Raw genomic sequence first — 22,901 nt, 5'->3', positions numbered from 1 at the left:
CTGCCGGGGGTTCGCGACCCGTTCACCGGGCCTTCACCTACTACTTGCCGCCCTGGTTGGCCACGGCGGCCGCACCCGCGGCGGCGGCCTCCGGATCGAGGTAGGTGCCGCCCGGGTTGGCGACCAGCCCGGTCTCGTCGAAGTGGTAGACCAGCGGGATCCCGGTGGGGATGTTCAGGCCGGCAATATCCTCGTCGGAGATGCCGTCGAGGTGCTTGACCAGGGCGCGCAGCGAGTTGCCGTGCGCGGCCACCATCACGGTCTTGCCCTCCGCGAGCTTGGGGGCGATCTCGGCGACGTAGTACGGGATGAACCGGTCCACGACGTCCTTGAGGCACTCGGTCAACGGCACCTCCGGCAGGTCCGCGTAGCGCACGTCGGAGGTCTGCGAATACTCGCCCGCCGGGTCGATCGGCGGCGGCGGGGTGTCGTAGCTGCGGCGCCACAACATGAACTGCTCGTCGCCGAACTGGTCCTTGATCTCCGCCTTGTTCAGGCCCTGGAGCTTGCCGTAGTGACGCTCGTTGAGCTTCCAGTGCCGGATCACCGGGACCCAGTGGCGGTCACAGGCGTCCAGCGCGATGTTCGCGGTGGTGATCGCGCGACGCAGCAGCGAGGTGTACAGGATGTCCGGCAGGATCCCGGCCTCGGCGAGGAGCTTTCCGCCGCGGACCGCCTCCTCCCGACCGAGATCGGTGAGGTCGACATCGACCCAGCCCGTGAACTGGTTGGATGCGTTCCACGTGGACTGCCCGTGACGCAGGAGGACGAGTGTTCCGTAAGCCATACGGCCATTATGACCCGCGCTCCGAGGACTACGGTGCAGACATGACCGCACACGCCGGAGACACCCCCGAATCGACCGGGCGGCCGTGGACCGTCCACTACACGCCGGGGACCACGCAGGATCTCGACTACGGCACCACCACGCTGATCGACCAGTTCGACGACGCCGTGAGCTCCTACTCGTCCCGGCCCGCCACCGAGTTCTTCGGCCGCCTGACCACCTACGCCGACCTGGGCAGGCGGGTGCGCCGCGCCGCCGAGGGCCTGCGGCGCCTGGGCGTCGACCGCGGCGACCGCGTCGCCGTGCTGCTGCCCAACTGTCCCCAGGGCGTCGCGGTCTTCTATGCGGCCCTGCGCATCGGTGCGATCGTCGTGGAGCACAACCCCCTGTACACCGCCGACGAGCTCGAGGGCCCCTTCGCCGACCACGGGGCGAAGGTGGTCGTGACCTGGAACGTCGTCGCGCCCGTGGTGCGGGACCTCGCCGACCGGCCCGGCACCGCGATCGAGCACATCATCTCGGTCGACCTGCTCGACGAGCTCCCCGCCGCCAAGAGGCTGGCGCTCAAGCACCTGCCGGTGCCGTCACTGCGCGCCTCCCGGGACAAGCTCTCCCGGCCGGCACCCGGCACGCTGGACTGGGCGGACCTCGAGACGGGCGCCGAGCTGGATTTCTCGTACCCGCGGCCGGCGGCCGAGGATCCCGCGTTGATCCTCTACACCTCCGGCACCACCGGCACCCCGAAGGGCGCCGTGCTCACCCACGCCAACCTGGTGGCCAACGCGAAGATGGGTCGCGCCTGGGTTCCCGAACTCACGCCGGGCGAGGAGAAGTTCCTCGCCTCCCTGCCGATGTTCCACGCCTACGGCGTCACGCTGTGCGTGGTGTTCGGGATCGCCGAGGGCGCGCGGCTCCAACTGGTCCCGACCCCCGACATGGACCTCATCATGCCGATCCTGAAGAAGGAGCTGCCGACCTTCATCCCGGCCGTCCCGCCGATCTACACCAAGATCCTGGAGGAGGCCGAAAAGCGGAAGATCCCGCTGCACGGCATCCGGCACTCGCTGTCCGGCGCCATGAGCCTGCCCGCCGAGCTCATCGAGAGGTGGGAGTCCGCCACCGGCGGCCTCCTGGTCGAGGGATACGGGATGACCGAGACCTCCCCCATCACCGTCGGCAACCCCATGTCGACGGCGAGGCGGGCCGGCTCCATCGGCGTCCCGTTCCCGGACACCGATATCCGTGTCGCGGACAAGGACGACCCCTCGGTCGACGCACCGGCCGGCGAGCCCGGTGAACTGTTGGTTAAAGGACCGCAGGTGTTCCCGGGCTACTGGCGCAACGAGAAGGCGACCGCCGAGACCTTCCACGACGGTTGGATCCGCACCGGCGACGTCGTGGTGCAGGACTCCGACGGCTTCCTCCACGTGGTGGACCGGATCAAGGAGATGATCGTCACCGGCGGGTTCAACGTCTACCCGTCGGAGGTCGAGGCGGTGCTGCGCACGGCCCCGGGCGTCGCGGACTGCGCCGTGGTGGGCCGCCCGAGCTCCGACGGCGGCGAGAAGGTCATCGCCGCGGTCGTGCCGGAGCCCGGCGCCACACTCGACCCCGACGCCCTGCGCGCGCACTGCAAGGGCTCGCTGGCCGGGTACAAGGTCCCGCGCGAGTTCGTCGAACTGGACGAACTGCCCACCAACCCGATGGGCAAGGTCCTGCGCAAGAGGGTCGCGCAGCAGATCAACCCCTGACCGGCGGGTTGTCCCGGCCCCGGGCTACTCGGGCTGGGGCAGGTCCTCGGTGAGGTGGCGGAACGCGTCGAGGTTGCGCAGCGGCTCGCCCCGGGACACCCGCCACTCCCACTCGCGGCGGATCGAGGTGTGGAAGCCCAGCTCGATGAGGACGTTGAAGTCGTGGTCGGCGGCCTCGAGCACCTGACCCAGCACGCGGTCGAGCTCCTCCTCGGTCACCGCGACCAGCGGCATCCGGCCGACGAGGTAGATGTCGCTGTTGTTGTCCAGCGTGTAGGCCACCTGGTAGAGCCGCCGGTTGCGCCGCAGCAGGTAGTTGTAGACCTTCTCGAAGTCCTCGTCGGGTCGGCGGCACACGAACGCCTCGATGCGCACGCTCTCCCGGTTCACCGTCAGGTGGCACGCGGTCTTGAGGCGCTTCTCCCCCGGCAGGATCACGACGAAGGTCCGTCCGTCGGCCAGCGTCGACTCGATCTCCCGCTCCACGAGGAAGTTGCGGATCCGCTCGACGGTGGGGGCGTCGACATCGTCCCGGTGCGGGGCCGGCCCGTCGTCGTCCATGCGCTTGCTCTCGGTGGGGTCGATCATCGTGACTCCTTCGGGGTGGTCGGCTGGGACTTCTCGTCGGCTGGGGCCTGTCGTCGGCAAAGACTTGTCGTCGGCCGGGCCAGGCGTCGGCCGGGCCTCGTAGGCGATTCGACGCGGCGGCTCCTGCGGACGGGAGATCAGGACGCGGTGGCCTCCGCACGTCGGGCCCGGTATGCGGCCATCGTGCCCGCATACGAGGACAGCAGCCCGTCGGCGGTGGAGTCCCAGGAAAACCCGGAGGCGTGTACCGGGGCGGCCCGCGACATCGACAGGCGCAGCTCGTCGTCGTCCAACAATCCCGACAACACGCGCGCCCACTCCCGCGGATCGTGCCCGTCGACGGTGATCCCGGTCCGGCCGTCGCCGACGGCCGTCGGCAACCCGCCCACCGCGGCCGCGACCACGGGGGTGCCGCACGCCTGCGCCTCGAGCGCCACCAACCCGAACGACTCCGAGTACGACGGCACCGCCACGATGTCGGCGGCGCGGTAGACGTCCACCAGCTCCGACGGCGGGCGCGGCGCCAGGAAGCACACGCGGTCGGCCACACCCAGCTCCTCGGCCAGCTCCATCAGCGAGCGCGGCCTTTCGAGCCCCGACCCGCTGGGCCCACCGACGACCATCAGACGCACATCGCGGCGGGGCTGGGCGCGCACCATCTCGGCCAGCGCCCGCACGATCACGTCGGGCGCCTTGAGCGGTTGGATCCGGCCGACGAAGGCGATCACCTCGGAATGCTGCCCCAGCCCGAGCGCGCGGCGGGCCCGCTCGGTCCCGCGTTGGGTGCCGGGGGTGTATTGCTCGAGGTCGGCGCCGGGCGGGACGACGTCGGCATGCGCGGGGTCGGCGTCGTAGTAGTCGACGAGTTCGCGCAGTTCGTCGGTGGTATTGGCGACGAGCCGGTCGGCGGCGTCCACGATCTGCTGTTCACCGATCCGCCGGGACTCGGGCTCGGGGGTGTCCCCCTCGGCGAGGACCGCGTTCTTCACCGCCGCCAGGGTGTGCGCGGTGTGCACCAGTGGCACCCCCCAGTGCTCGGACGCGACGAGCCCGGCCTGGCCCGAGAGCCAGTAGTGGGAGTGGATGAGGTCGTAGTGGCCCGGCGCCTGCCCGGCCTCCGCCCGCATCACGCCGGCGACGAACGGGCACAGCTGCGTGGGCAGGTCCTCCTTGCGCAGGCCCTCGAACGGTCCGGCCACGATGTTGCGGACCAGCACGCCGTCGCCCGCCTGCTCGACCGACGGCTGCGACGAGTGGGTGGCGCGGGTGAAGATCTCGACCTCCACCCCGCGGCGGGCCAGGCGGCGCGCGGTCTGCAGGACGTAGACGTTGAGCCCACCCGCGTCGCCCGTGCCCGGCTGGGCGAGCGGCGAGGTGTGGAAGGACAGGACCGCGATGCGCCGGGGCAGGGGGTGCGCGGCGCCGGGGTCGAGGTCGGTTACGGTCACCCGTCCGATTGTGCCCCCGCCCGCGCCGGGGTGCACGTCGCCCGTGCCCCCGCCCGCCCTGAGGTGACGACGACGAGGTGGGCTCCAGCGCGCCGGGCCCGCCCGCCACGAACGGCTACAGGGAGGCGGCGAACTCGTCGAGCTCGGCGAGGAAGCGCGGCGTCTCCTCGAGGAACGGCGCGTGCGCGGACTCGGCGAACTCGACGTAGCGGCCGCCGGGGATCATCTCGGCGTTCGCCTGCCCGGCCGACGGCAGCACCACCCCGTCGTGGGCGCCGTGGATGACCAGCGCGGGGATCGACAGGCCGCGCAGGGTGTCGTCGTTGTCCACCTTGCGGGTGAGCAGCGCCTGCCGGACCGTCGGCGGCGTGGCCAGCGACAGGCCCAGGATCCGCTGCCCGTCCGAGCCCGATCCCGAGCGCATCATGGCTGCTCCGAAGCTGGTGAACGCCGCCAGCGCGACCGACGGCTTCTCGTCGAACGCCCCGCCCGAGGTGACCTCCTTCATGGCCGGGCCGATCGCGCCGCCCGCCGAGCGGGAGAGGGAGGTGACCGCACCGCACAGCACGATCCCGCCGACCCGGCCCTCACCGCGGGCGGCCAGGTAGTCCGCGACCACGACCCCGCCGTAGGACCAACCCAGGAGGATCGCGCCCGAGCCCTCGGTGATCCCGGCGGAGTCGAGGACGGCCTCGACGTCGTCGGCCCACTGCGGTGCCGAGTCGTAGCCGCCGGCCGGGACGTCGGAATGCCCGTGGCCGCGCAGGTCGATCGCCACCACGCGGAAACGCGGGGCCAGGTCGTTCAGCACGTCCTGCCCCCAGCTCGCGCTCGACTGCGCCCAACCGTGGATGAGCACGAGCGGCCGGGCGGCGGGGTCACCGAGCACGCGGTAGGCGATCGCGGTGCCGTCGGACGAAACGGCCGAGGCGAGGGCGGGCGACGGGAGGGTGGGCGCGGGCGTCGAGGCGGCGGGGGCGTCGGTACGGGCGTCGGTTGGCGAGGCGGAGGGGGAGGCTGAGGTCATGAACCTCATGGTGCCAGAGCCGATCGCCGCGATCCGGCCCCCAGACCCCGCCCGCGGCGGTTACCGTTGCGCAATGGCAGCCACCAGCACCCGGACCGACCCCGATGTCGTGGTCCGCACGTTCTTCGACGCCCTGATGACCGGCTCCACCGCCTCCGCCGCGGACCTGCTCAGCGAGGACGTCTGGTGGGCCAACATCGGCCTGCCGACCATCCGGGGCAAGCGCGCGGTAGTCGGCGCGATCTCCTCGATGAACCGCAGCATCCGCTTCGGCGTGGAGATCCACCACCTCGCGGTGTCGGCGCCCGCGGACCCGACCGACCCGGCGGCCCCCGTCGTGGTGCTCACCGAGCGCACCGATTACCTGGGGGTGGGGCGGTTCCGCGTCGGCTTCTGGGTGTGCGGCCGCCTCGAGGTCCGCGATGGCCGGGTGTGCGGTTGGCAGGACTACTTCTCCAAGGCCGACATGGCCAAGGGCGCGGTGCGCGGACTCGTCGAGATGGTCACCGGTCGGGGTCGCTGACCTCGTCGTTGTCGTCCTCCCCCATCGACCGTGTCGGACCCGCCGCCTAGTCTCTAGGCCATGAGCATCGACCACTCCGCCGCCCGTGAGCGGCTCGCCGCCCTGCCCGCCGAGACCCGCATCGCGGTGGTGACGGGGGCGTCGTCGGGGATCGGTGAGGCGTCCGCGCGCGAGCTGGCCGGCCTCGGGTTCCACGTGGTCGTCGGGGCGCGGCGGGTCGACCGGCTGGAGGCGCTCGCGGCGGACATCGGCGGCACCGCCCTGCCCCTCGACGTCACCGACGCCGACTCGTGCGAGGCGTTCTGCGCGGCCATCCCCCGGCTGAACGTGCTGGTCAACAATGCGGGCGGCGCCAAGGGCACGACCAGTGTGATGGACGCCGACGAGGACCAGTGGCGCTGGATGTGGGAGACCAACGTCATCGGCACGCTGCGCATGGTCCGCGGTCTCATGCCGGTGCTGGTGGATACGGGCGACGGGCTGGTCATCACCATCACCTCGATCGCGGCCCTCGAGTCGTACGACAACGGCTCCGGTTACACCTCGGCCAAGCACGCTCAAGCGGTCCTGCACCGGACGTTGCGCGGGGAGCACCTGGGCCAGCCGGTGCGGTTCACCGAGATCGCGCCCGGCATGGTCGATACCGAGTTCTCCCGCGTGAGGTTCGACGGCGACGACGACAAGGCGGCCGCCGTCTACCGTGGGCTCACCCCGATGGTGGCCGAGGACGTGGCGGAGATCGTCGGGTTCGTGGCGAGCCGGCCCTCGCACGTCAACCTGGACCAGATCGTGGTGAAGCCGCGGGACCAGCACTCCGCGATGCGCGCCCACCGGGGCTGATGTGCGGTAGGTGAGGCTGGCCATGGTGTACCCAGGTTAGGCTTACTGACCTGGTGAAACGTCGCCGGCGAACATAGGCTGGCCCCCTACCGAAAGGGGCCTCCTCCATGGCCAGGAACAAGAACTCATTCGTCGAACTCCTCTCCGCTCAGGTCGGTCACGAGTTCGCCGCCAGTCAGCAGTACATCGCGATCGCCGTGTGGGCGGACGCGCAGGACCTACCGCAGTTGGCGTCGCGCTTCTACTCGCACAGCCTGGGTGAGCGGAACCACGCGATGATGATGGTCCAGTACATGCTCGACCGGGAGATCGCCGTGACGATCCCGGCCGTGCCCGCGCCGGAGGCCCAGTTCCGCGGTCCCGCCGATGCGCTGCGCGCCGCACTGGAGCAGGAGAAGCAGGTCACCCGGCAGATCGAGGCGATGTTCCAGGCCGCCCGCGCCGAATCCGACCCGCTCGGCGAGCAGTTCATGCTGTGGTTCCTCCGCGAGCAGGTCGAGGAGGTCGCCAACATGAACACCCTGGTGACCATCGCCGAGCGCGCCGCCGACGACTGGTTCCGCATCGAGGAGTACCTGGCCCGCGAGACCGACTCCTCCACCAACACCGGCACCCCGCCCTCCGTGGCCGGCGGCGCCGTCTGACCCTGCGCCGGCTGCGCCGCCACGCCGCCGGGCCACCGCGCCACCTGGCCACCTCGCCGTCGAGAAGAGTGTTTCGCGCGCCTCTACTCGACAGATACGCGCGAAACACTCTTCTCGACGGCGGCGCGGTGGCAGGCGCGGTGGCGGGGAGGCAGCGGCGCGGCGGGCGTTGCGATCAGCCGCGGGAGAACTCCACGTAGCTCACCCCGCTCTCGAAGTCTCGACGCGTCCGACGGGTCAGCGCCAGCGGGAGCGCCCCGCCCACCGCGTCCGCCCCGCCAGCCGCGCCCGGCCCGCCCGTCGCCCGCGCCACCAGCGGGATGCCCGCGCCGAGGACGACGGGATTGACCTTGAGGCGGAACTCGTCGATCTCGTCGACCACCTGCCCGGCCAGCATCCCGCCCCCGCACAGCCAGATGGCCAGCGGCGAGCCCTCGGCCTTGAGCCGGCGGACCAGCGTCACCGGGTCCTCGTCGGACGCCGTCAGCCCCTCCTCGGCCGGCAGCTCGTCCGGCCGGTGGGTCACCACGTACTGGCGCAGGTGCGGGTACCCGCTGGCCAGTCCCTCGTCCACGGCCACCTGATGGGTGGTGCGGCCCATGATCACGGTGTCGAATGCCCGGTGCGGGGTCCGCGCCAGCCCGAGCGGCTCGCGCAGGTGGCCGGGGATCGTCTCCGGATAGTGCTCGATGATCCAGGGCATGTGGTCGCCCTCGACGGGGAAGGCGTCGACGCCGCCGTCGGGGTCGGCGATGACACCGTCAACGCTCACGGCCACGTAGTAAATGAGCTTGCGCATGGTGGGCCCTCTCTCGGGGATAGGTGTGTTCGCGTGCGTCCACCCCGCCGGAGCGGGGTCAGCCGAGGGTGATCACGTCGTCCACCCCCACTCGATCGCAGAATCCGTCGTCGTGACTGATCAACAGCAGCGCACCGCGCCACTGCGAGAGCGCGTCGGCGAGCACCTCTACACCGTCGAGGTCGAGGTTGTTGGTCGGCTCGTCCAGGACCAGCAACTGCGGGACCGGGCGGGCGAACAGCCGCGCCGCCAGCGCCGCACGGAGTCGCTCGCCACCCGACAGGTCGCCGAGTCGGCGGAACCCGGCCCGGCCGGTGAACAGCAGCCGCGCCGCGTGGGCATGGGCCTCCTCCGCCGACGCGGCGGGGCGGACGGCTCGGATCGCGTCGATGACCGACCACTCCGGATGCTCGACGCGCAGATCCTGCGGCAGCAGGGCAAACGGGACGTGGACCACCTCGTCGTTGAACCCCTCGTCGACGAACCCCTCGTCGACGCCGCCGGCGCGGTCCGGACCGCGAGCGCCGAGGAGGCGTCGCAGCAGCGTCGTCTTGCCGCTGCCGTTCGGCCCGGCCAGGCGCACGCGCGCGGGCCCCGCGAGATGGACCCGGCCCGCGACGGGGTCATCGACGTCCAGCACCACCCGGCCGGCCGGCAACCCTGGGTCGGGCAGCTCGACCCGCAGCCGCTCCTCGCGCCGGACCGCGGCATTGGCCGAGCGCATCCGCTCCCGCGCCTGCTCGACGCCCTGGTCGTGGACCGCGCGCAACCTGCCGGCCGATTCCTGCGCCGACGCGCGACGGGCGTTCATGAGGATCTTGGGCATTCCGCCCGCCGCCTGCACCCGCCGCCCCTGCGCGACCCGCCGGCTCGCCTTCTCGACCCCCTCGACCCTGTCCCGCCTCTCGGCGCGCAGATCGTTCCGCGCCCCGGCCAGCGACTGCACCGCGGCCGCCTGCTCGGTCTCGATCACCTCGCGATAGTGCGCGTACGGCCCGCCGAACACCCGACAGCGGCCGGCGCGCAGCTCGACCGTCCTGCCGGCACGGTCCAACAGCTCGAGATCGTGGCTCACCACCAGGACCACGCGATCGCCGCCGCCCACGAACCCGCCGATCGCCGCGAACAGCCGCTCCCGAGCCCGCCCGTCGAGATTGTTGGTGGGTTCGTCCAGCAGGAGGACCCGGGGCCGCCCGAGCAGCCGACCCGCCACCGCGGCCAGAGTGCGCTCCCCGCCGGACAGCGCCACCACGGGTCGGTCCAACTCGGTCGGCAGGCCCAGGTCGTCGAGCAGCGCGACCGTGCGCTCGGCCACGGCCCAGTCATCGCCGACGAGCTCGAAGTCGTCGTCGTCGCCCTCCCCCGCCTCGATCCGCGCCAGCGCCTCCAGTCGCCCGCCCACGCCGAGCTCATCGGCGAGGGTGTGCTCCGCCGGGGCGTCGGCGAGCAGTTGCGGCAGCTATCCCACGGTGGGCGGGCCCGCCGGATCGCCGTCGACGGTGATCGAACCGTGCGTCGGCCGACGTTCGCCCGCGATGAGGCGGAGCAGGGTGCTCTTGCCGGCGCCGTTGCGACCGACGAGGGAGGTCAGGCCGGGACCGACGGCGAGGTCGAGCCCGTCGAAGAGTGGGGTGTCGTCGGGAAACGCGTACGCGACGTCCGACAGGACGAGGAAAGACATGCGTGCTCCAGGAGAGGTGGCGTGTGGCCGGGACTCACCTGTGGTTCAGCACTGTCCTTCGATCTCCTCGTCTCATTCCCCTCGGCTCCGCGCCCCTCGCGGCCCCGGGTCTCCCCGGAGTCGCGCCGTGCGCCCTACCGACGTTCACGCTGAAGCTACACCGCGGTCCCGGCGGCGGCAAGAGCCGGATTCTGCACGAACCCGCGCCCGCTCACCACGACCCTGCGCCCGTTCACGGAGTTCCGGCGTCTCCGCGGGCGGGACGGTCGATGCGGCAGATCGCGTGGAGGGGCGTGTCACCGGGGTTGTCGGGTGTGAGCTCCGCGTCCGGCAACCGCCGGAACCCGGCCCGGAGCAGGGCAGCCCAGGATCGCGGGTTCTCGATGTTCACGGGCACGATCACGCAGCTCGCGCCGGGGTGGTGAGCCCAGATCTCTGAGACCGCCCGGGCCGCCATCGCCGCACCGGCGCCCCTGCCGCGTGCCGCCGGTTCGGCGATGCATTCCGTCTGTGCGTCATCGAGGTAGGGGCCGAAGTCCTGTTCGACCCGGTCCGGCGAGTTCTCCGACCACCATCGTGCGACGAGCGGCTCGGCCAGCCAGCGCGCGAGCGTCGGCAGGTCGTCGCGGGTCAGCGGACGGAACCTCACCTCTGGAGCGGCGGTCTCCACGGCTCCAGCGTAGACCCGGCCGGGACTCCTGCCGAGGGTGTGACGGCGCGAGTGTGACGGCGCGGGTGTGACGGCGCGGGTGTGCCGGCGAAGGGGGGACGGCGAGGGCTACATGAACGCGCTGGGCGGCAGGCCCTCGCGGCTGCTCATGGGCAGTTCCTTCTCGAGCCGCTCCATGAAGAAGTGCGACTGCACCGCGGTCCAGATGTTGTTGGTGAGCCAGTACAGGCCGATCGCGATGGGGAAGTTGAAGAAGTACGCGCCCACGATCGGGAAGAACGGGAACAGGTACATCATGATCTTCATCGACTGGTTCATCGACTCGGTCATGGACTCGGCCATCGACTGGAAGTCCTGCGGCTTGGCCGCCGCATCAGCGCCTGCTCCAGCGCCCGGACCGGCCGCGCCGGCAGCGCCCGCGGTGGCGGGAGTGCCCGGGGTGCCGGCCGTACCATCGCGGCGGTCGGCGGCAGTGGAGCCGCCCTCCGACCCGACGTCGGCGTCGGCCGCGGTGGCGGGCTTCTCACCGTCGATCTCCACCACTTCGCCGTCGACGAACGGCCCGCCGGCGCGGTCCTCGGCCTCGACCTGCGCGATCGCCGCCTGCTCGGCCGCCTTGGCCGCCTTCTGGCGGCGGAAGGAGTTCCACATGTTGATGAACGTGGCGATGCCGGCCAGGACGAACAGCGGCACGGCCAGCATGAGGATGTCGCTCTGCTGCAGCCCCGGGTGCAGCGAGTCCATGACCTCCTGCGGCATCCGGATGTAGGACGCCAGGGGCACCCCGAAGATCTCGGCGTTGAGGAAGGAGGCGACCTGCTCGGGCTGGAACGCCCCGTTGGTCATGGTCGAGGCCTCCTCGATGGACTTGCCGGGAGGCGAGAAGTTGAGCAGCACGTAGTACAGGCCGAGGAACACCGGGATCTGCACCAGCAGCGGCAGGCACCCGGCCGCGGGGTTGACGCCGGCGCCGGAGTACAGCTCCTGCATCTCCTTGGCCTGCGCCTGGCGGTCCTCGGGGGACTTGCGATCCTTGTACTTGAGCTGCAGCTCCTTCATCTTGGGAGCGAGCTGCGCCATCTTGCGCATCGAGTACTGCTGCCGCCACATGGACCGCATGAGCAGCAGCCGCACGGTCACCACCAGCAGCAACACCGAGCCGACCCATGCGATGCCGGAGTCGGGGTCCACGACGAAGCTCAACGCCCAGTGCCAGAACTTCATGACGAGTGACACCGGATACGCGAACAGGTCCACGGGCTTCTCCAACGACGAGCGGCGCCGGATCGGGCGCACGGGGCGGGACAGACCACGAAGGTCGGGCTCCAGCGTGCCAGGGTGGGCGGCGCAGGGGGGAATCAGGGTCGCGCGGCTGCGCCGGGCGGCCCGGGTCAGATGTGGCAGCCCACCCACACCGGCTCGGGGTGCAGCTCCACGCCGAACGCCTCCCGCACCCCGTCACGTACCTCGCGCGCCAACGCGATCACGTCGTCCGCGGTGGCCTGACCCCTGTTGGTCAGCGCCAGCGTGTGTTTGGTGGAGAGACGAGCGGGTGACGACGACGAGGGATGCCCCTTGGAGAAACCGGCCCGCTCGATGAGCCATCCCGCCGAGAGTTTGACGCCCCCGGGTGCGGAGAAGGCGGGCATCTGCTCGGACTGCGCGGTGCCGAGCCTGGCGGCCACCCGGGATCGCACCGTGGGGAGTTCGTCCTGGGGTATCACCGGGTTGGTGAAGAACGATCCCGCGGACCAGGTGTCGGAGTCGTCGTCGTCGAGCACCATCCCCTTGCCGCGGCGCAGGTCGAGCACCGTGCGCCGCACCACGGCCGGGTCGGTCCGGTCACCAGGGGCGACACCGAGGCGGCCGGCGAGTTCGGCGTAGCGGATCGGTTCGCTGCGTCCGGCGGGATCGAGGCGGAACTCCACCTCGAGGACCACGGCGCGGTCGGTGTTCTTCAGGATGGACGTGCGGTACTCGAGGCCGAGGGCGTCGGGGGTGACCCATTCGTCGACGCCGGTGGCGCGGTCGAACCAGCGCACGCGGTGCAGGATCTGGGCGACCTCCACCCCGTAGGCGCCGACGTTCTGCACGGGCGTCGCGCCCACGGATCCGGGGATGCCGGACAGGCACTCGAGGCCGCCGTACCCGCGCGCGACCGTGTCGGCGACCAGATCGTCCCAGGTCAGGCCCGCGCCCGCGCGGACGACGAGCTGGTCCTCGGTCGGGCCGGCGAGGTAGTCGATCTCCCGGTTGCGCACCGCCACCGCCACCAGGTCGAGGTCGCCGCCGGCCACCACCAGGTTCGAACCGCCCCCCAACACGAGCACCGGCACGTCCGCGGCGTCCAGGGCGCGGACCGCCGCGACGACCGCGTCCGGGGTCGCACACTCCAGCAGCGCGCGGGGGCGGCCGCCGATGCGCAGGGTGGTCAGGTCCGCGAGGCGGGCACCGGGCGCCACGTCGATGCCGCTGATGTGGGACAGCTCGGCGACGACCGGGTCGGCGGGGTGCGGATGGGTGCCCGCGGGGGTCGGCGCGGTGCCGGCGGGGTCGGGCGACGACGGGTTCACACGACCGAGGGTAACCGGCGGCTTGTAGGGTCTGACCCCATGGCGACCCGCTTCTCCCACACGGCACGTATCGACACGCACGTCGAGAACGTGTTCACCTCCTACGGCGACGAGGCCTTCTGGCGCGACCGCATCGCCGCCGTCGGTAGCCCCGAGGACACCCTCGACGACTTCTCCACCACCGGCGACACGATCACCGTGACCGTCACCCAGCACATCCCCGACTCCGACATCCCCGACCTGGCGCGCAAGGTCCTGCCCGGGCAGCTGGTGATCGTCCGGACCAGCACCTTCGGCGACTTCGACGGCGAGCGGTTCACCGGATCGGCCCGCGCCGAGGCCGCCGGTGGGCTCGGGATGATCGACGGCGGCGCCGAGGCCGTCCACCGGGACGGGGCGGCCCACGAATCCGTCTCCGGTCAGGTCAAGGTGTCGGTGCCGCTGCTCGGCGGCAAGCTCGAGAAGCTCGTCGTGGGGCACCTGGACCGACTGTTCGAGGCCGAGTACCAGCACCTGCGCCGCTGGACCGCCGCCCGCTGACCTGCGGCGGGGACGTGGGCACTGCACGACCGGCCCGGATCGGTGACAATCGGACGAATGCAGCAGCCGCACGACACCCAACGCCTCCCCGCCTACGACCGACCCGGCGTCCAGCACGCCGAGACGCAGCAATTCGCCGCAGCCTCCGGAACCGGCTCGCAGGGCCCCGGCGCCTCCGACACGGGTGGACCCTGGACGGCCGAGCGCGGCCCGGGCGGGCCCGGCTCGGGCGGGCCCGGTTCGGGCGGATCCGGCGCTGAGGGCGGGAGCCGGCGGGGACGCGGGCCGCTGATCGCGCTCATCGCGGCGCTTCTCGCCGTCGGTCTCGTCGCGGCCTTGGTCGGTCTCGAGTTCGGCATGCGCAACGCCATCAAGAACCGCATGAGTGACGAGGTGACCGCCAGCCTGGGGTCGCCCGCCCAGGTCGAACTCGGCGCGCGCCCGGTGATCCTGTCCTACATCGACGGCAACCTCGGCTCCGTGCGCATCACCACCGACGGCTCGGCCGCCGACGGCGCGACCGGACCGGCACCGCAGATCGACATCCGGGCCGACGGCGTGCGCACCGAAGGCGACCTGACCTACGTGGACTCGCTGACCGGGACCGCGTTCGTCTCCGAGCAGACCATGTCCGCCGCCGCCCAGTCCGAGGGCGCGGCCGGCGACACCCTGCTCGGCGGGCTGATCCAGGTCCAGGAGATCATCGCCGACCCCGCCGCCGGCACCCTGCGGGTCTCGATCAGCGGCCTGGCCGAGGCGGTCGTGACGCCGAGGCTCATCGGTGGCGACCTCGAGATGCAGCCGGAGCAGGCGTCGATCCTCGGCTTCCCGCTGCCCTCCGAGTTCCTCGGCGGGACCGTCTCGATGATGGACTCGGCGCTGGCCGAACTGCCCGAGGGGGTCCAGTTGACCGGCGTCCGGGTGGTGCCGGGCGGCATGACCGTCGACATCGCCGGTCAGGATGTCGTGCTCGAGGCGACCGAGTGACCCCTGCGCCTCATGCGGACGGCAGGGTCTTGGGCGGCAGGGTCTCAGGCGGCAGGGTCACGGGCGGCAGGGGCACCGGCACCCGCCTGCTGCTCATCGCCGACACCCACGTCCCCACGCGGGCCCGCGACCTGCCCGAGCGGGTGTGGGACGAGGTCGACGCCGCGGACATCGTGATCCACGCGGGCGACTGGATGGACGTGGGGCTTCTCGACTCGTTGGAGGAACGCTCGGCTCGACTCATCGCCTGCTGGGGCAACAACGACGGCCCGGACCTGCGCGAGCGCCTGCCCGAGGTGGCACGCGAGACGATCGACGGCGTGCGTCTGGTGGTGACGCACGAGGCCGGCGCGTCCGCGGGCCGCGACACACGCATGGCCAAGGCCTACCCGGACACCGACGTCCTGGTGTTCGGGCACTCGCACATCCCGTGGGACACCACCGCGCCGAGGGCGTCCGGCCAGGGCGGCCTGCGACTGCTCAACCCGGGCTCCCCGACCGACCGGCGTCGCCAACCGCACTGCACCTACATGACCGCGACCATCGACGGCGGCGCGCTGGGTGACGTCGAGCTGCACCGGCTCTGACGTCGCCCCGCCGCTTTGCGCCCGACCGGCGACCGCGGAATCTGCCTACCCTGGGTCCATGAGCAATGACACCACCATGCGCGCCGTGCACCAGGACACCCTCGGGGAGCCGGACGTCCTCGCCGTCGTCGACCTCCCCCGCCCCACCCCGCGCACCAACGAGGTCCTCGTCCGCGTCGAGGCCGCCAGCGTCAACCCCACCGACTGGAAGCACCGTGAGAACGGCGGCTTCCTCGGCACGCCCCCCTTCGTGCTCGGGTGGGACCTGTCCGGAGTGGTCGAGGAGGTGGGCATCGGCGTCGCCCGCTTCTCCCCCGGCGACGAGGTGTTCGGGATGCTCTCGTACCCGTTCGGGCACGGAGCCCACGCCGAGTACGTCGCCGCCCCCGCGGCCTGGTTCGCCCCCAAGCCCGCCTCCCTCGACCACGTGCAGGCCGCCGCCCTGCCGCTCGTGTCGCTGACCGCATGGCAGGCGCTCGTCGAGTACGCCGACATCCAGCCGGGCCAGCGGGTGCTCATCCACGCCGCCGCCGGCGGGGTCGGGCATGTGGCCGTCCAGATCGCCAAGGCCCGCGGCGCGTACGTGATCGGCACCGCCAGCGCCGGCAAGCACGACTTCCTGCGCGAGCTCGGCGTCGACGAGGCGATCGACTACCACGACGTCGACATCGCCGAGGCGGTCAGCGACGTGGACGCCGCGCTCGACACGATCGGCGGTCAGACGTCCCTCGACTCCCTGCGGACGCTGCGCCCCGGCGGGATCGTGGTGTCGATCCTGCCCGTGGGGTCCGGCGACTTCTTCCGGGAGGCCGAGGAGCTGGGGGTGCGTGCGGTCCGGATGCTCGTGGATTCCTCGCGCCACGACCTGGTCTCGATCACCGAGCTCGTCGAACAGGGTGCGCTCCGGGCGACGATCGCCGAGGTCTTCCCGTTGGAGCAGGCCGCCGAGGCGCATCGTCGCGGCCAGACCGGTCGGACCGCCGGCAAGATGGTGCTGACCACGGGCTGATCCCGGACGGTCGGCAGTCGGACGGTCGGCAGTCGGGCGACGGGCGACGCGGTTATTCGGGGAAGCCCTCCAGCACCGCGCGGGAGCCCGACAGCCCGAGGCGGGTCGCACCGGCGGCGATCATCGCGCGGGCGGCATCCGCGTCACGGATCCCGCCCGAGGCCTTGATGCCCAGCCGGCCGCCCACCGCCCGGTGCATGGCCTCGACCGCGCGCACGCTGGCGCCGCCGGCGGGGTGGAAACCGGTGGAGGTCTTGACGAAATCGGCCCCCGCCCGGGCGACGGCATGGCAGAGGGCCTCGATTCGTTCGTCGCCCGCCTCCTCGCCCAGCGCCTTGTGGATGGCCGCGGTCTCGAGGATCACCTTGATGACCACGGGCGGCGGCACGGCATCCCGCATGGCCAGCACATCGGCCATGACCTCGTCGACCAGTCCGGCGATGGCGGCGCCCACATCGATCACCATGTCCACCTCACGGGCCCCCTGGTCCACCGCGAGCCTGCCCTCCATCGCCTTGACCAGCGAGTGGTGCTTGCCGGAGGGGAAACCGGCCACCGTGGCGACGACGAGCTCCTCACCCCGCACCGGGAGCATGGCCGGGCTCACGCACACGGCCTTGACTCCCAACTCGCGGGCCTCGTCGACGCAGGCCCGGACGTCGTCGCGGGAGGCGTCGGGGGAGAGCAGGGTGTGGTCGATCATGGCGGCGACCCGGGCGCGGGTCAGCTCGTTCGTCGCAGTGGCGTCCATGCCGGCCAGCCTAGCGGGGGCGCCCGTCTTCCCTGCTGGCACAATGGGCACTCATGTCACGTCGCTTCGTCCTCACCCTGGGTTGCCCGGACCGCATCGGTATCGTCGCCCGGATCGCCACCTTCCTCGCCGAGCTGGGCGGGACGATCACGGAGGCGGCCTACCACGCGGACGAGGACTCGAACTGGTTCTTCACCCGCCAGTCCGTGAGCGCCGAGTCGATCGGCATGGAGATCGACGAACTGCGGCGCCGCTTCGAGCGGGTTGCAGCCGAACTGGGCCCGGAGACCGACTGGCACATCTCGGACTCCTCCGAGCCCAAGGACGTCGTCATCCTGGTCTCGAAGGAGGGGCACTGCCTCCACGACCTGCTGGGTCGGGTGGAGAGCGGTGACTACCCTGCGCGGGTCCGGGCCGTGATCGGCAACCACGAGAACCTGCGCGGCATGGCCGAGTCGCACGGTGCGCCCTTCCACCACGTGCCGTTCCCGGCCGACCCCGCCGAGCGAGGCCCGGCATTCGCGGAGGTCGCCGCGATCGTCGACGAGATCGACCCGCACGCGATCGTGCTGGCCCGCTTCATGCAGGTCCTGCCGGACGAGCTCTGCACGAAGTGGGCCGGGCGTGCCCTCAACATCCACCACAGCTTCCTGCCCAGCTTCGTGGGCGCCCGCCCCTACCACCAGGCGCATGTCCGCGGCGTGAAACTGATCGGGGCGACCTGCCACTACGTGACCGCCGACCTCGACGAGGGGCCGATCATCGAGCAGGACGTCATCCGCGTGGACCACACGGCGACGGTGAAGGACATGGTCCGGCAGGGGCGCGACGCCGAGAAGCTGGTCCTGGCCAAGGGGCTGCGCTGGCACCTCGAGGACCGGGTGCTGGTCCACGGCGGACGCACCGTCGTGTTCACCTAGGTCCGCTCCCGGGAAAGTCAGCTCCCCTGGGAGGTCCGCTCCGGGGGAGGTCAGCCCTTGGGGAAGCCGTGCCGCTCGCTGAGCAGGGTCTCGGCCGCCGAGAGGAAGATCAGGCGGGCGGCGGCGCCGGCCCGGGGCATGATCCCCGTGACCCTCTTGATGATGACGGACTGGTCCATCCCGGCGTCGCGCATCGTCTCCACCAGGATGTCGAGCGCCTCGGCCGACGTACTCTGCCCCTTGAGGAACAGGCGACCGATCTTGTCGATCCCCTCCTCACCGACCCCGAGGACGATGAGTTCGCGGAACAGCTCGTACATGTAGCGGTCCGCGAAGAAATGGTCGGCCGCACTCGGCTCACTGACCAGGCCGATGGCCGATCCCTGGTCGAGGAGTTCCTCGGCGAACTCGAAACCCGCGACGGCCTCCACGCCGCCACGAGGGAGGCGGCGGCGGGTGCCGCTCGAGCGTCGCTCCGGTAGGACGGCGTCCGAGTTCAGCTGCTCGGAGAGCGTGAAGCCGTGGCGCTCCGCGATGAACAGCTCCTCGATGGTGGCGAACGTGTAGCCGCGGTCGAGCAGCCGGAGGATCTGGTTCAGTCGGTTCTTGTGGTCGGGCCCGTAGAACGCGGTGCGACCCCTGCGGACGGGGGCCGGGAGAAGTCCCCGCTCCTGGTAGACGCGGATGTTACGCACCGTGGTGCCGGAGTCCTCGGCCAGCTCCTCGATCCGCTGGAACCCGTCGGCCTCCGGCGGTGTCACCTGCGCCGTCCCCCGACAGCGGGCCGGACGTCGGCGAAGAACACACCCACTGCCACCATCGCGATGATGCTGAGGAAGCCGAACGGCCGGATCGCGAACATGAGGGCGGCCACGGCGCAGATGCCGATCCAGGCGGGCTTGGGCCACTTGCCCTCGATCGAGTACGCCGACGCGGGCGGGAGGACTGCCAGCACCAGTCCCGCCAGGGCCCACACGACGAGCGCGCCCTGGATAGCCAGCTGGACCATGCCCCACGTCCCGGGAAGAGTGTCAATCACGCGGCCCAGTGTAGTCGGCACTCATGTCACCGCGGTGTGACCATGTTCACGGCGTCCAGATCCCGGCCCGGCCCCTGCGGCGGACCGCAACGCACGACGCCCCGGCCCCTCCGGAAGAGGAGGGCCGGGGCGTCAGGTGCCGCGGTATCAGACGCGGTCGGTGCCGGCGGGGGGCAACGGGGTGTCCGCGGTGGTCAGCGCGGGATCGTTGTCCGCGAGCTCCATCGGCGTGGGGGCGTCCGAATCGCCCCCGGCCGATGCGGCGGCCGGCTTGGCAGCAGTCGACTTGGTGGCAGCCGGCTTGGTGGCGGCGGGCTTGGACGCCACGGGCTTACCGGCGGCCGGCTTGGTCGCGGCCGGCTTGTCGGCGGTCGCCGCACCCGACGACGACGGGGTGGCCGTGGCCTTGGTGGTCGTCGACTTCGCGGCGGCCTTCTTGGCGGGCGCCTTCTTGGCCGGGGCCTTCTTGGCGGCAGCCTTCTTCGCCGGTGCCTTCTTGGCCGTGCGGGCATCGACCTCGGCGGTGCCGCGAGCGACCTCGGCGGACGCCTTGGAGGCGGCCTCGTCGACGCGGTCGGCGGCCTTGCCAGCGACCTTGTCGACGTTGTCGGCGGCCTTGCCCGCCGTCTTGTCGACGCGCTCGGCCACCTCATCGACCCGCTCGGCCGCCGAGTCGGCGGCGTCGCCGGCGGTCTCGGCCGCCTGGCGGGCGCTCTTGGAGACGCGGCCAGCCGCCTTCACACCGATCGTGCGGGTCTGGCGGGCGACGGTGCCGAGGGCGTCCTCGCCCAGTTCGACCTGCTCCTCGACGGCGCCGGCGGCGCGGGCCACCTGCTCGTTGACGCGGGCCAGGCCGGCCTCGAGCTGCGGGTTCTCCTCGCGTAGCCGGCTCACGACGTCCTCACCGCGGGCGGCGAGGCCACCGTAGATCCCGGCCGCGACCTGGACGTACGCGTCGGCGACCTTGCGCAGCTCCTCCGGGCGGAACCGGGTGACGAGCTCCTCGACCTCGGCCGGCAGGGCCTGGACGCGCTCGGGGACCTCGCTCACGCGGTTCTGGACCTCGGTGACGCGCGTCTGCGCCCCGGCCACGCGCTCGTTGATGCGGTTCTGCGCCTCGGCCACGCGCTCGGTGACCTTGGACTGCGCTTCGGTGACGGCCTCCTCGGCGCGACGGCGCAGGTCCGCGACCATGCCGGAGACGGCCTGGATGGCGAGGTCGTTGACCCCGACGTAGGCGTAGACCGGCGTGCGCACGGCGGCGATGGCCTGACCGAGCGGACCCTCCAGGGCCTGCTCCTTGACGGCCTCGCCCTTGGCCTTCTGCTCGGCGGCCTCGGCGGCGGTCTTCTTGGAAGTGGGCTTCTTATCGGCCATTTTGACTCCTCGGTGGTGTCGTGCGGGTGTTCTCTTGTGCGGTGTCACGTGGCCCTGCGGGCCGTCGTCCGGAGTTCCCTCAGGGAACGTTGACGACCTGGGCGGCTGCCGTTGCGTTGTTCGCTCGGAACGACTCGTAGATCTCCACGAGCACCTCCCTCTGTCGCTCTGTGAGGTCCGGGGCGGTGAGGATCGCATCCCTCACCGGACTCCCCTGCTTGAGTTCGAGGATCCCCGCGCGGGCGTAGAGCACCTCGGCGGACAACCTCAGACCTCGGGCGATCTGACCCAGGACCTCGGCGGACGGCTTGCGCAGCCCGCGTTCGATCTGGCTCAGATACGGGTTGGAGACGCCGGCACGCTCCGCGAGCTGCCGGATGGACACCTCGGCGGCCTCCCGCTGGGCGCGGATGAACGACCCGATGTCCTGCGACTCGGACGACCGCTTGTCGTCCTCACCGTGCGAGGTGAGATCGCTGTGACGCGGCACCTCACCCGTCGGCTTGTTGCGACGCGCGAGGGTTGCGGCGGTCGGTTCATCGACCTGTGCTCCGGTGCTCTCCGCAGCCTCGTCGTGTGTGTGTCCACTCTGTGCGGCCATGGAGTCACCTCCCTCCAGCGTCCGTCTCTCATCGCCTGACCCCAACGCTAGCAACGAGTGCTTGCTACAGCAAGCGCTATGTGTACGGCGATGCGGTGCGATGGGTCACACAGGCCGGTCGGGATCAGACTCGGGCCGGGATCAGAAGATGAGCTCGGTGGTGGTGTGGATGACGAGTCCCGCCAGGGCCCCCACGACCGTGCCGTTGATGCGGATGAACTGCAGGTCCTTGCCCGCGAGCAACTCGATCTTCTCGGAGGCCTCGTCGGCGTCCCACCGTTCGACGGTCTCGGAGATGATCGAGGTGACCTCGCCGGCGTAGTTCTCCGCGACGTAGCGGGCGGTGCGGGTCATGTAGTCGTCGAGGCGCGCCCGCATCTTCTCGTCCCCGACGAGCATGTCGGCCAGGCGGCCCAGGAGATCGTCGATCTTCACCCGCAGCGTGGACGAGGAGTCCTCGGTGGCCTCGACGATCATGTGCTTGGCGGCCGCCCACGCCGATCCGGCGGCGCGGCGCACCTCGTCGCGGCCCATGACCTCGTGCTTGAACGTCTCGAGCTTGGCCATGGTGGACGGGTCGTGCTGGAGGTCGCGGGCGAAGTCCTCGACGAACCCGATCAGCGCCACCCGAACGGGATGCTGCTTGTCGACCTTGATCTGCCAGGTCCACTCGCGCAGCTCGCGGTAGGCACGCTCGGAGAGCAGTTCGTTGACGAACTGGGGCGCCCACGTTGGGGCCTTCTCGCGGACCCAGCGGTCGATGGTCTCGGGGTTGGCCTCCACCCAGCCGTGGGCGCGGTCGGCCATGAGGTCCATCAGGGGCAGGTGGCGTCCCTCGTCGAGGAGCTCGGCGAGGATCCGACCGGCCGGCGGCCCCCATTCCGGCTCGGCGATGCGGGAGACGATGGTGCGTTCGATGATCGCGACGGCGTCGTCGTCGCGGAGCACGGCCAGAACGGCACGGATGGCCTTGGCGGCCTGGTCCGAGGCCATCGCGCGGTGGTCGTCCTCGGCCAGCCACTCACCGGCGCGTTCGGGGATGCGGGCGCCGCGGACCTTCTCGCTCACCATCTCGGGGTCGAGGAAGTTCTCCCCCACGAACCCGCCGAGGGAGGTGCCCAGCTGGTCCTTCTTCTTGCGGATGAGCGCGGTGTGCGGGATGGGGATCCCCAGCGGGTGCTTGAACAGGGCGGTGACGGCGAACCAGTCGGCCAGCCCGCCGACCATCCCCGCCTCGGCGGCGGCGCGGACGTAACCCACCCAGGGGTCGGCGCCGTTGTGTAGCGCGTACTCCGCGACCAGATAGACCAGTCCGGCCACGACGAGGAACCCCGTCGCGACCATCTTCATACGACGGAGGGCTGACCTCCGCTCGGCGTCGGTCGCCGGGTCGCCCGCCCTGAGAGCGGGCGCGCCGGCACCCACGACCGGGTCGACCGTCAGTGTGCGTCCTCGCGGCCGTGCTTACGGAAGCCGTACATACAGATGAACAGCCCGAGGAGGAAGACGGCGGTGGTCGCCACGACCGCCGCGATGACCAGCCCCAGGGAGACCCCGGCGTTCTCCGTGTAGTACCCGATGGCGGTGATGGGCAGGCCCAGCATGCTCATGCTCAGCAGGATGATCACCGAACCCAGGTAGATCGTAGTCGAGTACAGCGGGTACGTGGGGGCGACCTCCGTCGCGTACGACGGGTAGTACTCCTCGACGATGGCGGCACCAGTGTGCTCGAGCGTCTGACCGGCCATGATGTCGTCCT

At 71.3% G+C, this 22,901-nt stretch carries 26 protein-coding genes; 9 read left to right on the top strand and 17 right to left on the bottom strand.

Annotation, left to right across the window (positions count from 1 at the left end; genetic code table 11):
* Window positions 1-40: 40 nt before the first annotated feature.
* Window positions 41-787 (bottom strand): phosphoglyceromutase, encoded by a 747-nt coding sequence (locus Q2K20_RS02240; protein WP_067717075.1) that lies wholly within the window; start codon window positions 785-787, stop codon window positions 41-43.
* 41 nt (window positions 788-828) lie between these two features.
* On the opposite strand from Q2K20_RS02240, the gene Q2K20_RS02235 reads away from it, so the two are divergent.
* A complete protein-coding gene (locus Q2K20_RS02235) occupies window positions 829-2,538 on the top strand; it encodes a long-chain-fatty-acid--CoA ligase (protein WP_067717079.1) in 1,710 nt (569 codons plus the stop codon).
* Window positions 2,539-2,562: 24 nt separating this feature from the next.
* Here Q2K20_RS02235 and Q2K20_RS02230 read toward each other — a convergent pair whose 3' ends face one another.
* The 3 genes from Q2K20_RS02230 to Q2K20_RS02220 form a co-directional block, all read right to left on the bottom strand.
* Window positions 2,563-3,126, bottom strand: coding sequence for a YbjN domain-containing protein (locus Q2K20_RS02230; RefSeq protein ID WP_069389592.1), 564 nt, complete (start codon window positions 3,124-3,126; stop codon window positions 2,563-2,565).
* 137 nt (window positions 3,127-3,263) lie between these two features.
* On the bottom strand, window positions 3,264-4,574 hold the full coding sequence (mshA, locus tag Q2K20_RS02225) for a D-inositol-3-phosphate glycosyltransferase (protein WP_067717081.1): 1,311 nt from the start codon (window positions 4,572-4,574) through the stop codon (window positions 3,264-3,266).
* A gap of 115 nt (window positions 4,575-4,689) precedes the next feature.
* Window positions 4,690-5,601 carry an alpha/beta fold hydrolase gene (locus Q2K20_RS02220; protein WP_163376353.1) on the bottom strand — a complete coding sequence of 304 codons (912 nt, stop codon included), beginning with the start codon at window positions 5,599-5,601 and terminating at the stop codon, window positions 4,690-4,692.
* Between the two features lie 73 nt (window positions 5,602-5,674).
* Here Q2K20_RS02220 and Q2K20_RS02215 point away from each other — a divergent pair, with 73 nt between their 5' ends.
* The 3 genes from Q2K20_RS02215 to Q2K20_RS02205 all read left to right on the top strand — a co-directional run bounded on the left by Q2K20_RS02215 (window position 5,675) and on the right by Q2K20_RS02205 (window position 7,608).
* Entirely contained in the window at window positions 5,675-6,124 is a 450-nt protein-coding gene (locus tag Q2K20_RS02215; protein WP_067717084.1) for a limonene-1,2-epoxide hydrolase family protein, read from the top strand.
* 60 nt (window positions 6,125-6,184) lie between these two features.
* Complete coding sequence (locus Q2K20_RS02210) at window positions 6,185-6,964, top strand: SDR family oxidoreductase (protein ID WP_067717087.1); 780 nt, start codon at window positions 6,185-6,187, stop codon at window positions 6,962-6,964.
* 107 nt (window positions 6,965-7,071) lie between these two features.
* The gene (locus tag Q2K20_RS02205) at window positions 7,072-7,608 is read left to right on the top strand and encodes a ferritin (protein ID WP_067717088.1); all 537 of its coding nucleotides are present in this window, start codon (window positions 7,072-7,074) and stop codon (window positions 7,606-7,608) included.
* A 175-nt stretch (window positions 7,609-7,783) separates the two neighbouring features.
* Here the strand turns inward: Q2K20_RS02205 and Q2K20_RS02200 are convergent, their stop codons facing one another.
* The 6 genes from Q2K20_RS02200 to Q2K20_RS02175 form a co-directional block, all read right to left on the bottom strand.
* Window positions 7,784-8,407: a dihydrofolate reductase family protein gene (locus Q2K20_RS02200; protein ID WP_317176600.1), complete on the bottom strand. Its 624-nt coding sequence runs from the start codon at window positions 8,405-8,407 to the stop codon at window positions 7,784-7,786.
* Window positions 8,408-8,465: 58 nt separating this feature from the next.
* Window positions 8,466-9,809, bottom strand: coding sequence for an ATP-binding cassette domain-containing protein (locus Q2K20_RS02195; RefSeq protein WP_317176599.1), 1,344 nt, complete (start codon window positions 9,807-9,809; stop codon window positions 8,466-8,468).
* 57 nt (window positions 9,810-9,866) lie between these two features.
* Window positions 9,867-10,088 carry an ATP-binding cassette domain-containing protein gene (locus Q2K20_RS02190; protein WP_240341391.1) on the bottom strand — a complete coding sequence of 74 codons (222 nt, stop codon included), beginning with the start codon at window positions 10,086-10,088 and terminating at the stop codon, window positions 9,867-9,869.
* A 232-nt stretch (window positions 10,089-10,320) separates the two neighbouring features.
* A complete protein-coding gene (locus Q2K20_RS02185) occupies window positions 10,321-10,758 on the bottom strand; it encodes a GNAT family N-acetyltransferase (RefSeq protein WP_205475816.1) in 438 nt (145 codons plus the stop codon).
* A 108-nt stretch (window positions 10,759-10,866) separates the two neighbouring features.
* Window positions 10,867-12,054 (bottom strand): membrane protein insertase YidC, encoded by a 1,188-nt coding sequence (gene yidC / locus Q2K20_RS02180; RefSeq protein WP_254050598.1) that lies wholly within the window; start codon window positions 12,052-12,054, stop codon window positions 10,867-10,869.
* A gap of 95 nt (window positions 12,055-12,149) precedes the next feature.
* On the bottom strand, window positions 12,150-13,235 hold the full coding sequence (locus tag Q2K20_RS02175) for a UDP-N-acetylmuramate dehydrogenase (RefSeq protein ID WP_120286121.1): 1,086 nt from the start codon (window positions 13,233-13,235) through the stop codon (window positions 12,150-12,152).
* 135 nt (window positions 13,236-13,370) lie between these two features.
* Here Q2K20_RS02175 and Q2K20_RS02170 point away from each other — a divergent pair, with 135 nt between their 5' ends.
* From Q2K20_RS02170 to Q2K20_RS02155, 4 genes are read left to right on the top strand one after another with little or no spacing between them, the layout of a single operon-like run.
* Window positions 13,371-13,871, top strand: a complete 501-nt coding sequence (locus Q2K20_RS02170) for a DUF2505 domain-containing protein (RefSeq protein ID WP_120286060.1) — start codon at window positions 13,371-13,373, stop codon at window positions 13,869-13,871.
* A gap of 57 nt (window positions 13,872-13,928) precedes the next feature.
* Entirely contained in the window at window positions 13,929-14,858 is a 930-nt protein-coding gene (locus Q2K20_RS02165) for a DUF2993 domain-containing protein (RefSeq protein ID WP_163376352.1), read from the top strand.
* Window positions 14,859-14,887: 29 nt separating this feature from the next.
* Window positions 14,888-15,445, top strand: a complete 558-nt coding sequence (locus Q2K20_RS02160; RefSeq protein ID WP_119192670.1) for a metallophosphoesterase family protein — start codon at window positions 14,888-14,890, stop codon at window positions 15,443-15,445.
* A 58-nt stretch (window positions 15,446-15,503) separates the two neighbouring features.
* A complete protein-coding gene (locus tag Q2K20_RS02155; RefSeq protein WP_317176598.1) occupies window positions 15,504-16,454 on the top strand; it encodes an NADP-dependent oxidoreductase in 951 nt (316 codons plus the stop codon).
* A gap of 52 nt (window positions 16,455-16,506) precedes the next feature.
* Here Q2K20_RS02155 and deoC read toward each other — a convergent pair whose 3' ends face one another.
* The gene (deoC, locus tag Q2K20_RS02150; RefSeq protein WP_159147909.1) at window positions 16,507-17,205 is read right to left on the bottom strand and encodes a deoxyribose-phosphate aldolase; all 699 of its coding nucleotides are present in this window, start codon (window positions 17,203-17,205) and stop codon (window positions 16,507-16,509) included.
* Window positions 17,206-17,258: 53 nt separating this feature from the next.
* Here deoC and purU point away from each other — a divergent pair, with 53 nt between their 5' ends.
* Window positions 17,259-18,125, top strand: coding sequence for a formyltetrahydrofolate deformylase (purU, locus tag Q2K20_RS02145; RefSeq protein WP_067717112.1), 867 nt, complete (start codon window positions 17,259-17,261; stop codon window positions 18,123-18,125).
* A gap of 50 nt (window positions 18,126-18,175) precedes the next feature.
* Here purU and Q2K20_RS02140 read toward each other — a convergent pair whose 3' ends face one another.
* From Q2K20_RS02140 to Q2K20_RS02115, 6 genes are all read right to left on the bottom strand, one after another.
* Window positions 18,176-18,886, bottom strand: coding sequence for a MerR family transcriptional regulator (locus Q2K20_RS02140; protein WP_317176597.1), 711 nt, complete (start codon window positions 18,884-18,886; stop codon window positions 18,176-18,178).
* Complete coding sequence (locus Q2K20_RS02135) at window positions 18,883-19,164, bottom strand: DUF2516 family protein (protein WP_067717117.1); 282 nt, start codon at window positions 19,162-19,164, stop codon at window positions 18,883-18,885. Before Q2K20_RS02135 ends, Q2K20_RS02140 begins: the two co-directional genes overlap by 4 nt.
* 147 nt (window positions 19,165-19,311) lie before the next feature.
* On the bottom strand, window positions 19,312-20,541 hold the full coding sequence (locus Q2K20_RS02130; protein WP_317176596.1) for a hypothetical protein: 1,230 nt from the start codon (window positions 20,539-20,541) through the stop codon (window positions 19,312-19,314).
* Window positions 20,542-20,620: 79 nt separating this feature from the next.
* Entirely contained in the window at window positions 20,621-21,142 is a 522-nt protein-coding gene (locus Q2K20_RS02125) for a helix-turn-helix domain-containing protein (RefSeq protein ID WP_096906772.1), read from the bottom strand.
* Window positions 21,143-21,283: 141 nt separating this feature from the next.
* Window positions 21,284-22,492: a DUF445 domain-containing protein gene (locus Q2K20_RS02120; protein WP_096906771.1), complete on the bottom strand. Its 1,209-nt coding sequence runs from the start codon at window positions 22,490-22,492 to the stop codon at window positions 21,284-21,286.
* Window positions 22,493-22,581: 89 nt separating this feature from the next.
* Window positions 22,582-22,890, bottom strand: coding sequence for a hypothetical protein (locus tag Q2K20_RS02115; protein WP_096906770.1), 309 nt, complete (start codon window positions 22,888-22,890; stop codon window positions 22,582-22,584).
* Window positions 22,891-22,901: the final 11 nt, after the last annotated feature.

It is taken from the genome of Dietzia sp. IN118, from assembly GCF_032905965.1.
Taxonomy (GTDB): domain Bacteria; phylum Actinomycetota; class Actinomycetes; order Mycobacteriales; family Mycobacteriaceae; genus Dietzia; species Dietzia kunjamensis.
Note: the sequence above shows the minus strand (reverse complement) of the source record. Positions and strands in the feature narration are given on the sequence as shown.

Bases quoted from the DNA above. Each gene is read 5' to 3' on its own strand.
- Q2K20_RS02220 (WP_163376353.1), bottom strand. From the start codon at position 5,601: ATGACCTCAGCCTCCCCCTCCGCCTCGCCAACCGACGCCCGTACCGAC.
- Q2K20_RS02125 (WP_096906772.1), bottom strand. From the start codon at position 21,142: ATGGCCGCACAGAGTGGACACACACACGACGAGGCTGCGGAGAGCACC.
- Q2K20_RS02230 (WP_069389592.1), bottom strand. From the start codon at position 3,126: ATGATCGACCCCACCGAGAGCAAGCGCATGGACGACGACGGGCCGGCC.
- purU (WP_067717112.1), top strand. From the start codon at position 17,259: ATGTCACGTCGCTTCGTCCTCACCCTGGGTTGCCCGGACCGCATCGGT.
- Q2K20_RS02235 (WP_067717079.1), top strand. From the start codon at position 829: ATGACCGCACACGCCGGAGACACCCCCGAATCGACCGGGCGGCCGTGG.
- Q2K20_RS02190 (WP_240341391.1), bottom strand. From the start codon at position 10,088: ATGTCTTTCCTCGTCCTGTCGGACGTCGCGTACGCGTTTCCCGACGAC.
- Q2K20_RS02240 (WP_067717075.1), bottom strand. From the start codon at position 787: ATGGCTTACGGAACACTCGTCCTCCTGCGTCACGGGCAGTCCACGTGG.
- Q2K20_RS02130 (WP_317176596.1), bottom strand. From the start codon at position 20,541: ATGGCCGATAAGAAGCCCACTTCCAAGAAGACCGCCGCCGAGGCCGCC.
- Q2K20_RS02210 (WP_067717087.1), top strand. From the start codon at position 6,185: ATGAGCATCGACCACTCCGCCGCCCGTGAGCGGCTCGCCGCCCTGCCC.
- Q2K20_RS02155 (WP_317176598.1), top strand. From the start codon at position 15,504: ATGAGCAATGACACCACCATGCGCGCCGTGCACCAGGACACCCTCGGG.
- deoC (WP_159147909.1), bottom strand. From the start codon at position 17,205: ATGGACGCCACTGCGACGAACGAGCTGACCCGCGCCCGGGTCGCCGCC.
- Q2K20_RS02115 (WP_096906770.1), bottom strand. From the start codon at position 22,890: ATGGCCGGTCAGACGCTCGAGCACACTGGTGCCGCCATCGTCGAGGAG.
- Q2K20_RS02170 (WP_120286060.1), top strand. From the start codon at position 13,371: ATGGCGACCCGCTTCTCCCACACGGCACGTATCGACACGCACGTCGAG.
- Q2K20_RS02205 (WP_067717088.1), top strand. From the start codon at position 7,072: ATGGCCAGGAACAAGAACTCATTCGTCGAACTCCTCTCCGCTCAGGTC.
- Q2K20_RS02215 (WP_067717084.1), top strand. From the start codon at position 5,675: ATGGCAGCCACCAGCACCCGGACCGACCCCGATGTCGTGGTCCGCACG.
- Q2K20_RS02120 (WP_096906771.1), bottom strand. From the start codon at position 22,492: ATGAAGATGGTCGCGACGGGGTTCCTCGTCGTGGCCGGACTGGTCTAT.
- Q2K20_RS02165 (WP_163376352.1), top strand. From the start codon at position 13,929: ATGCAGCAGCCGCACGACACCCAACGCCTCCCCGCCTACGACCGACCC.
- Q2K20_RS02200 (WP_317176600.1), bottom strand. From the start codon at position 8,407: ATGCGCAAGCTCATTTACTACGTGGCCGTGAGCGTTGACGGTGTCATC.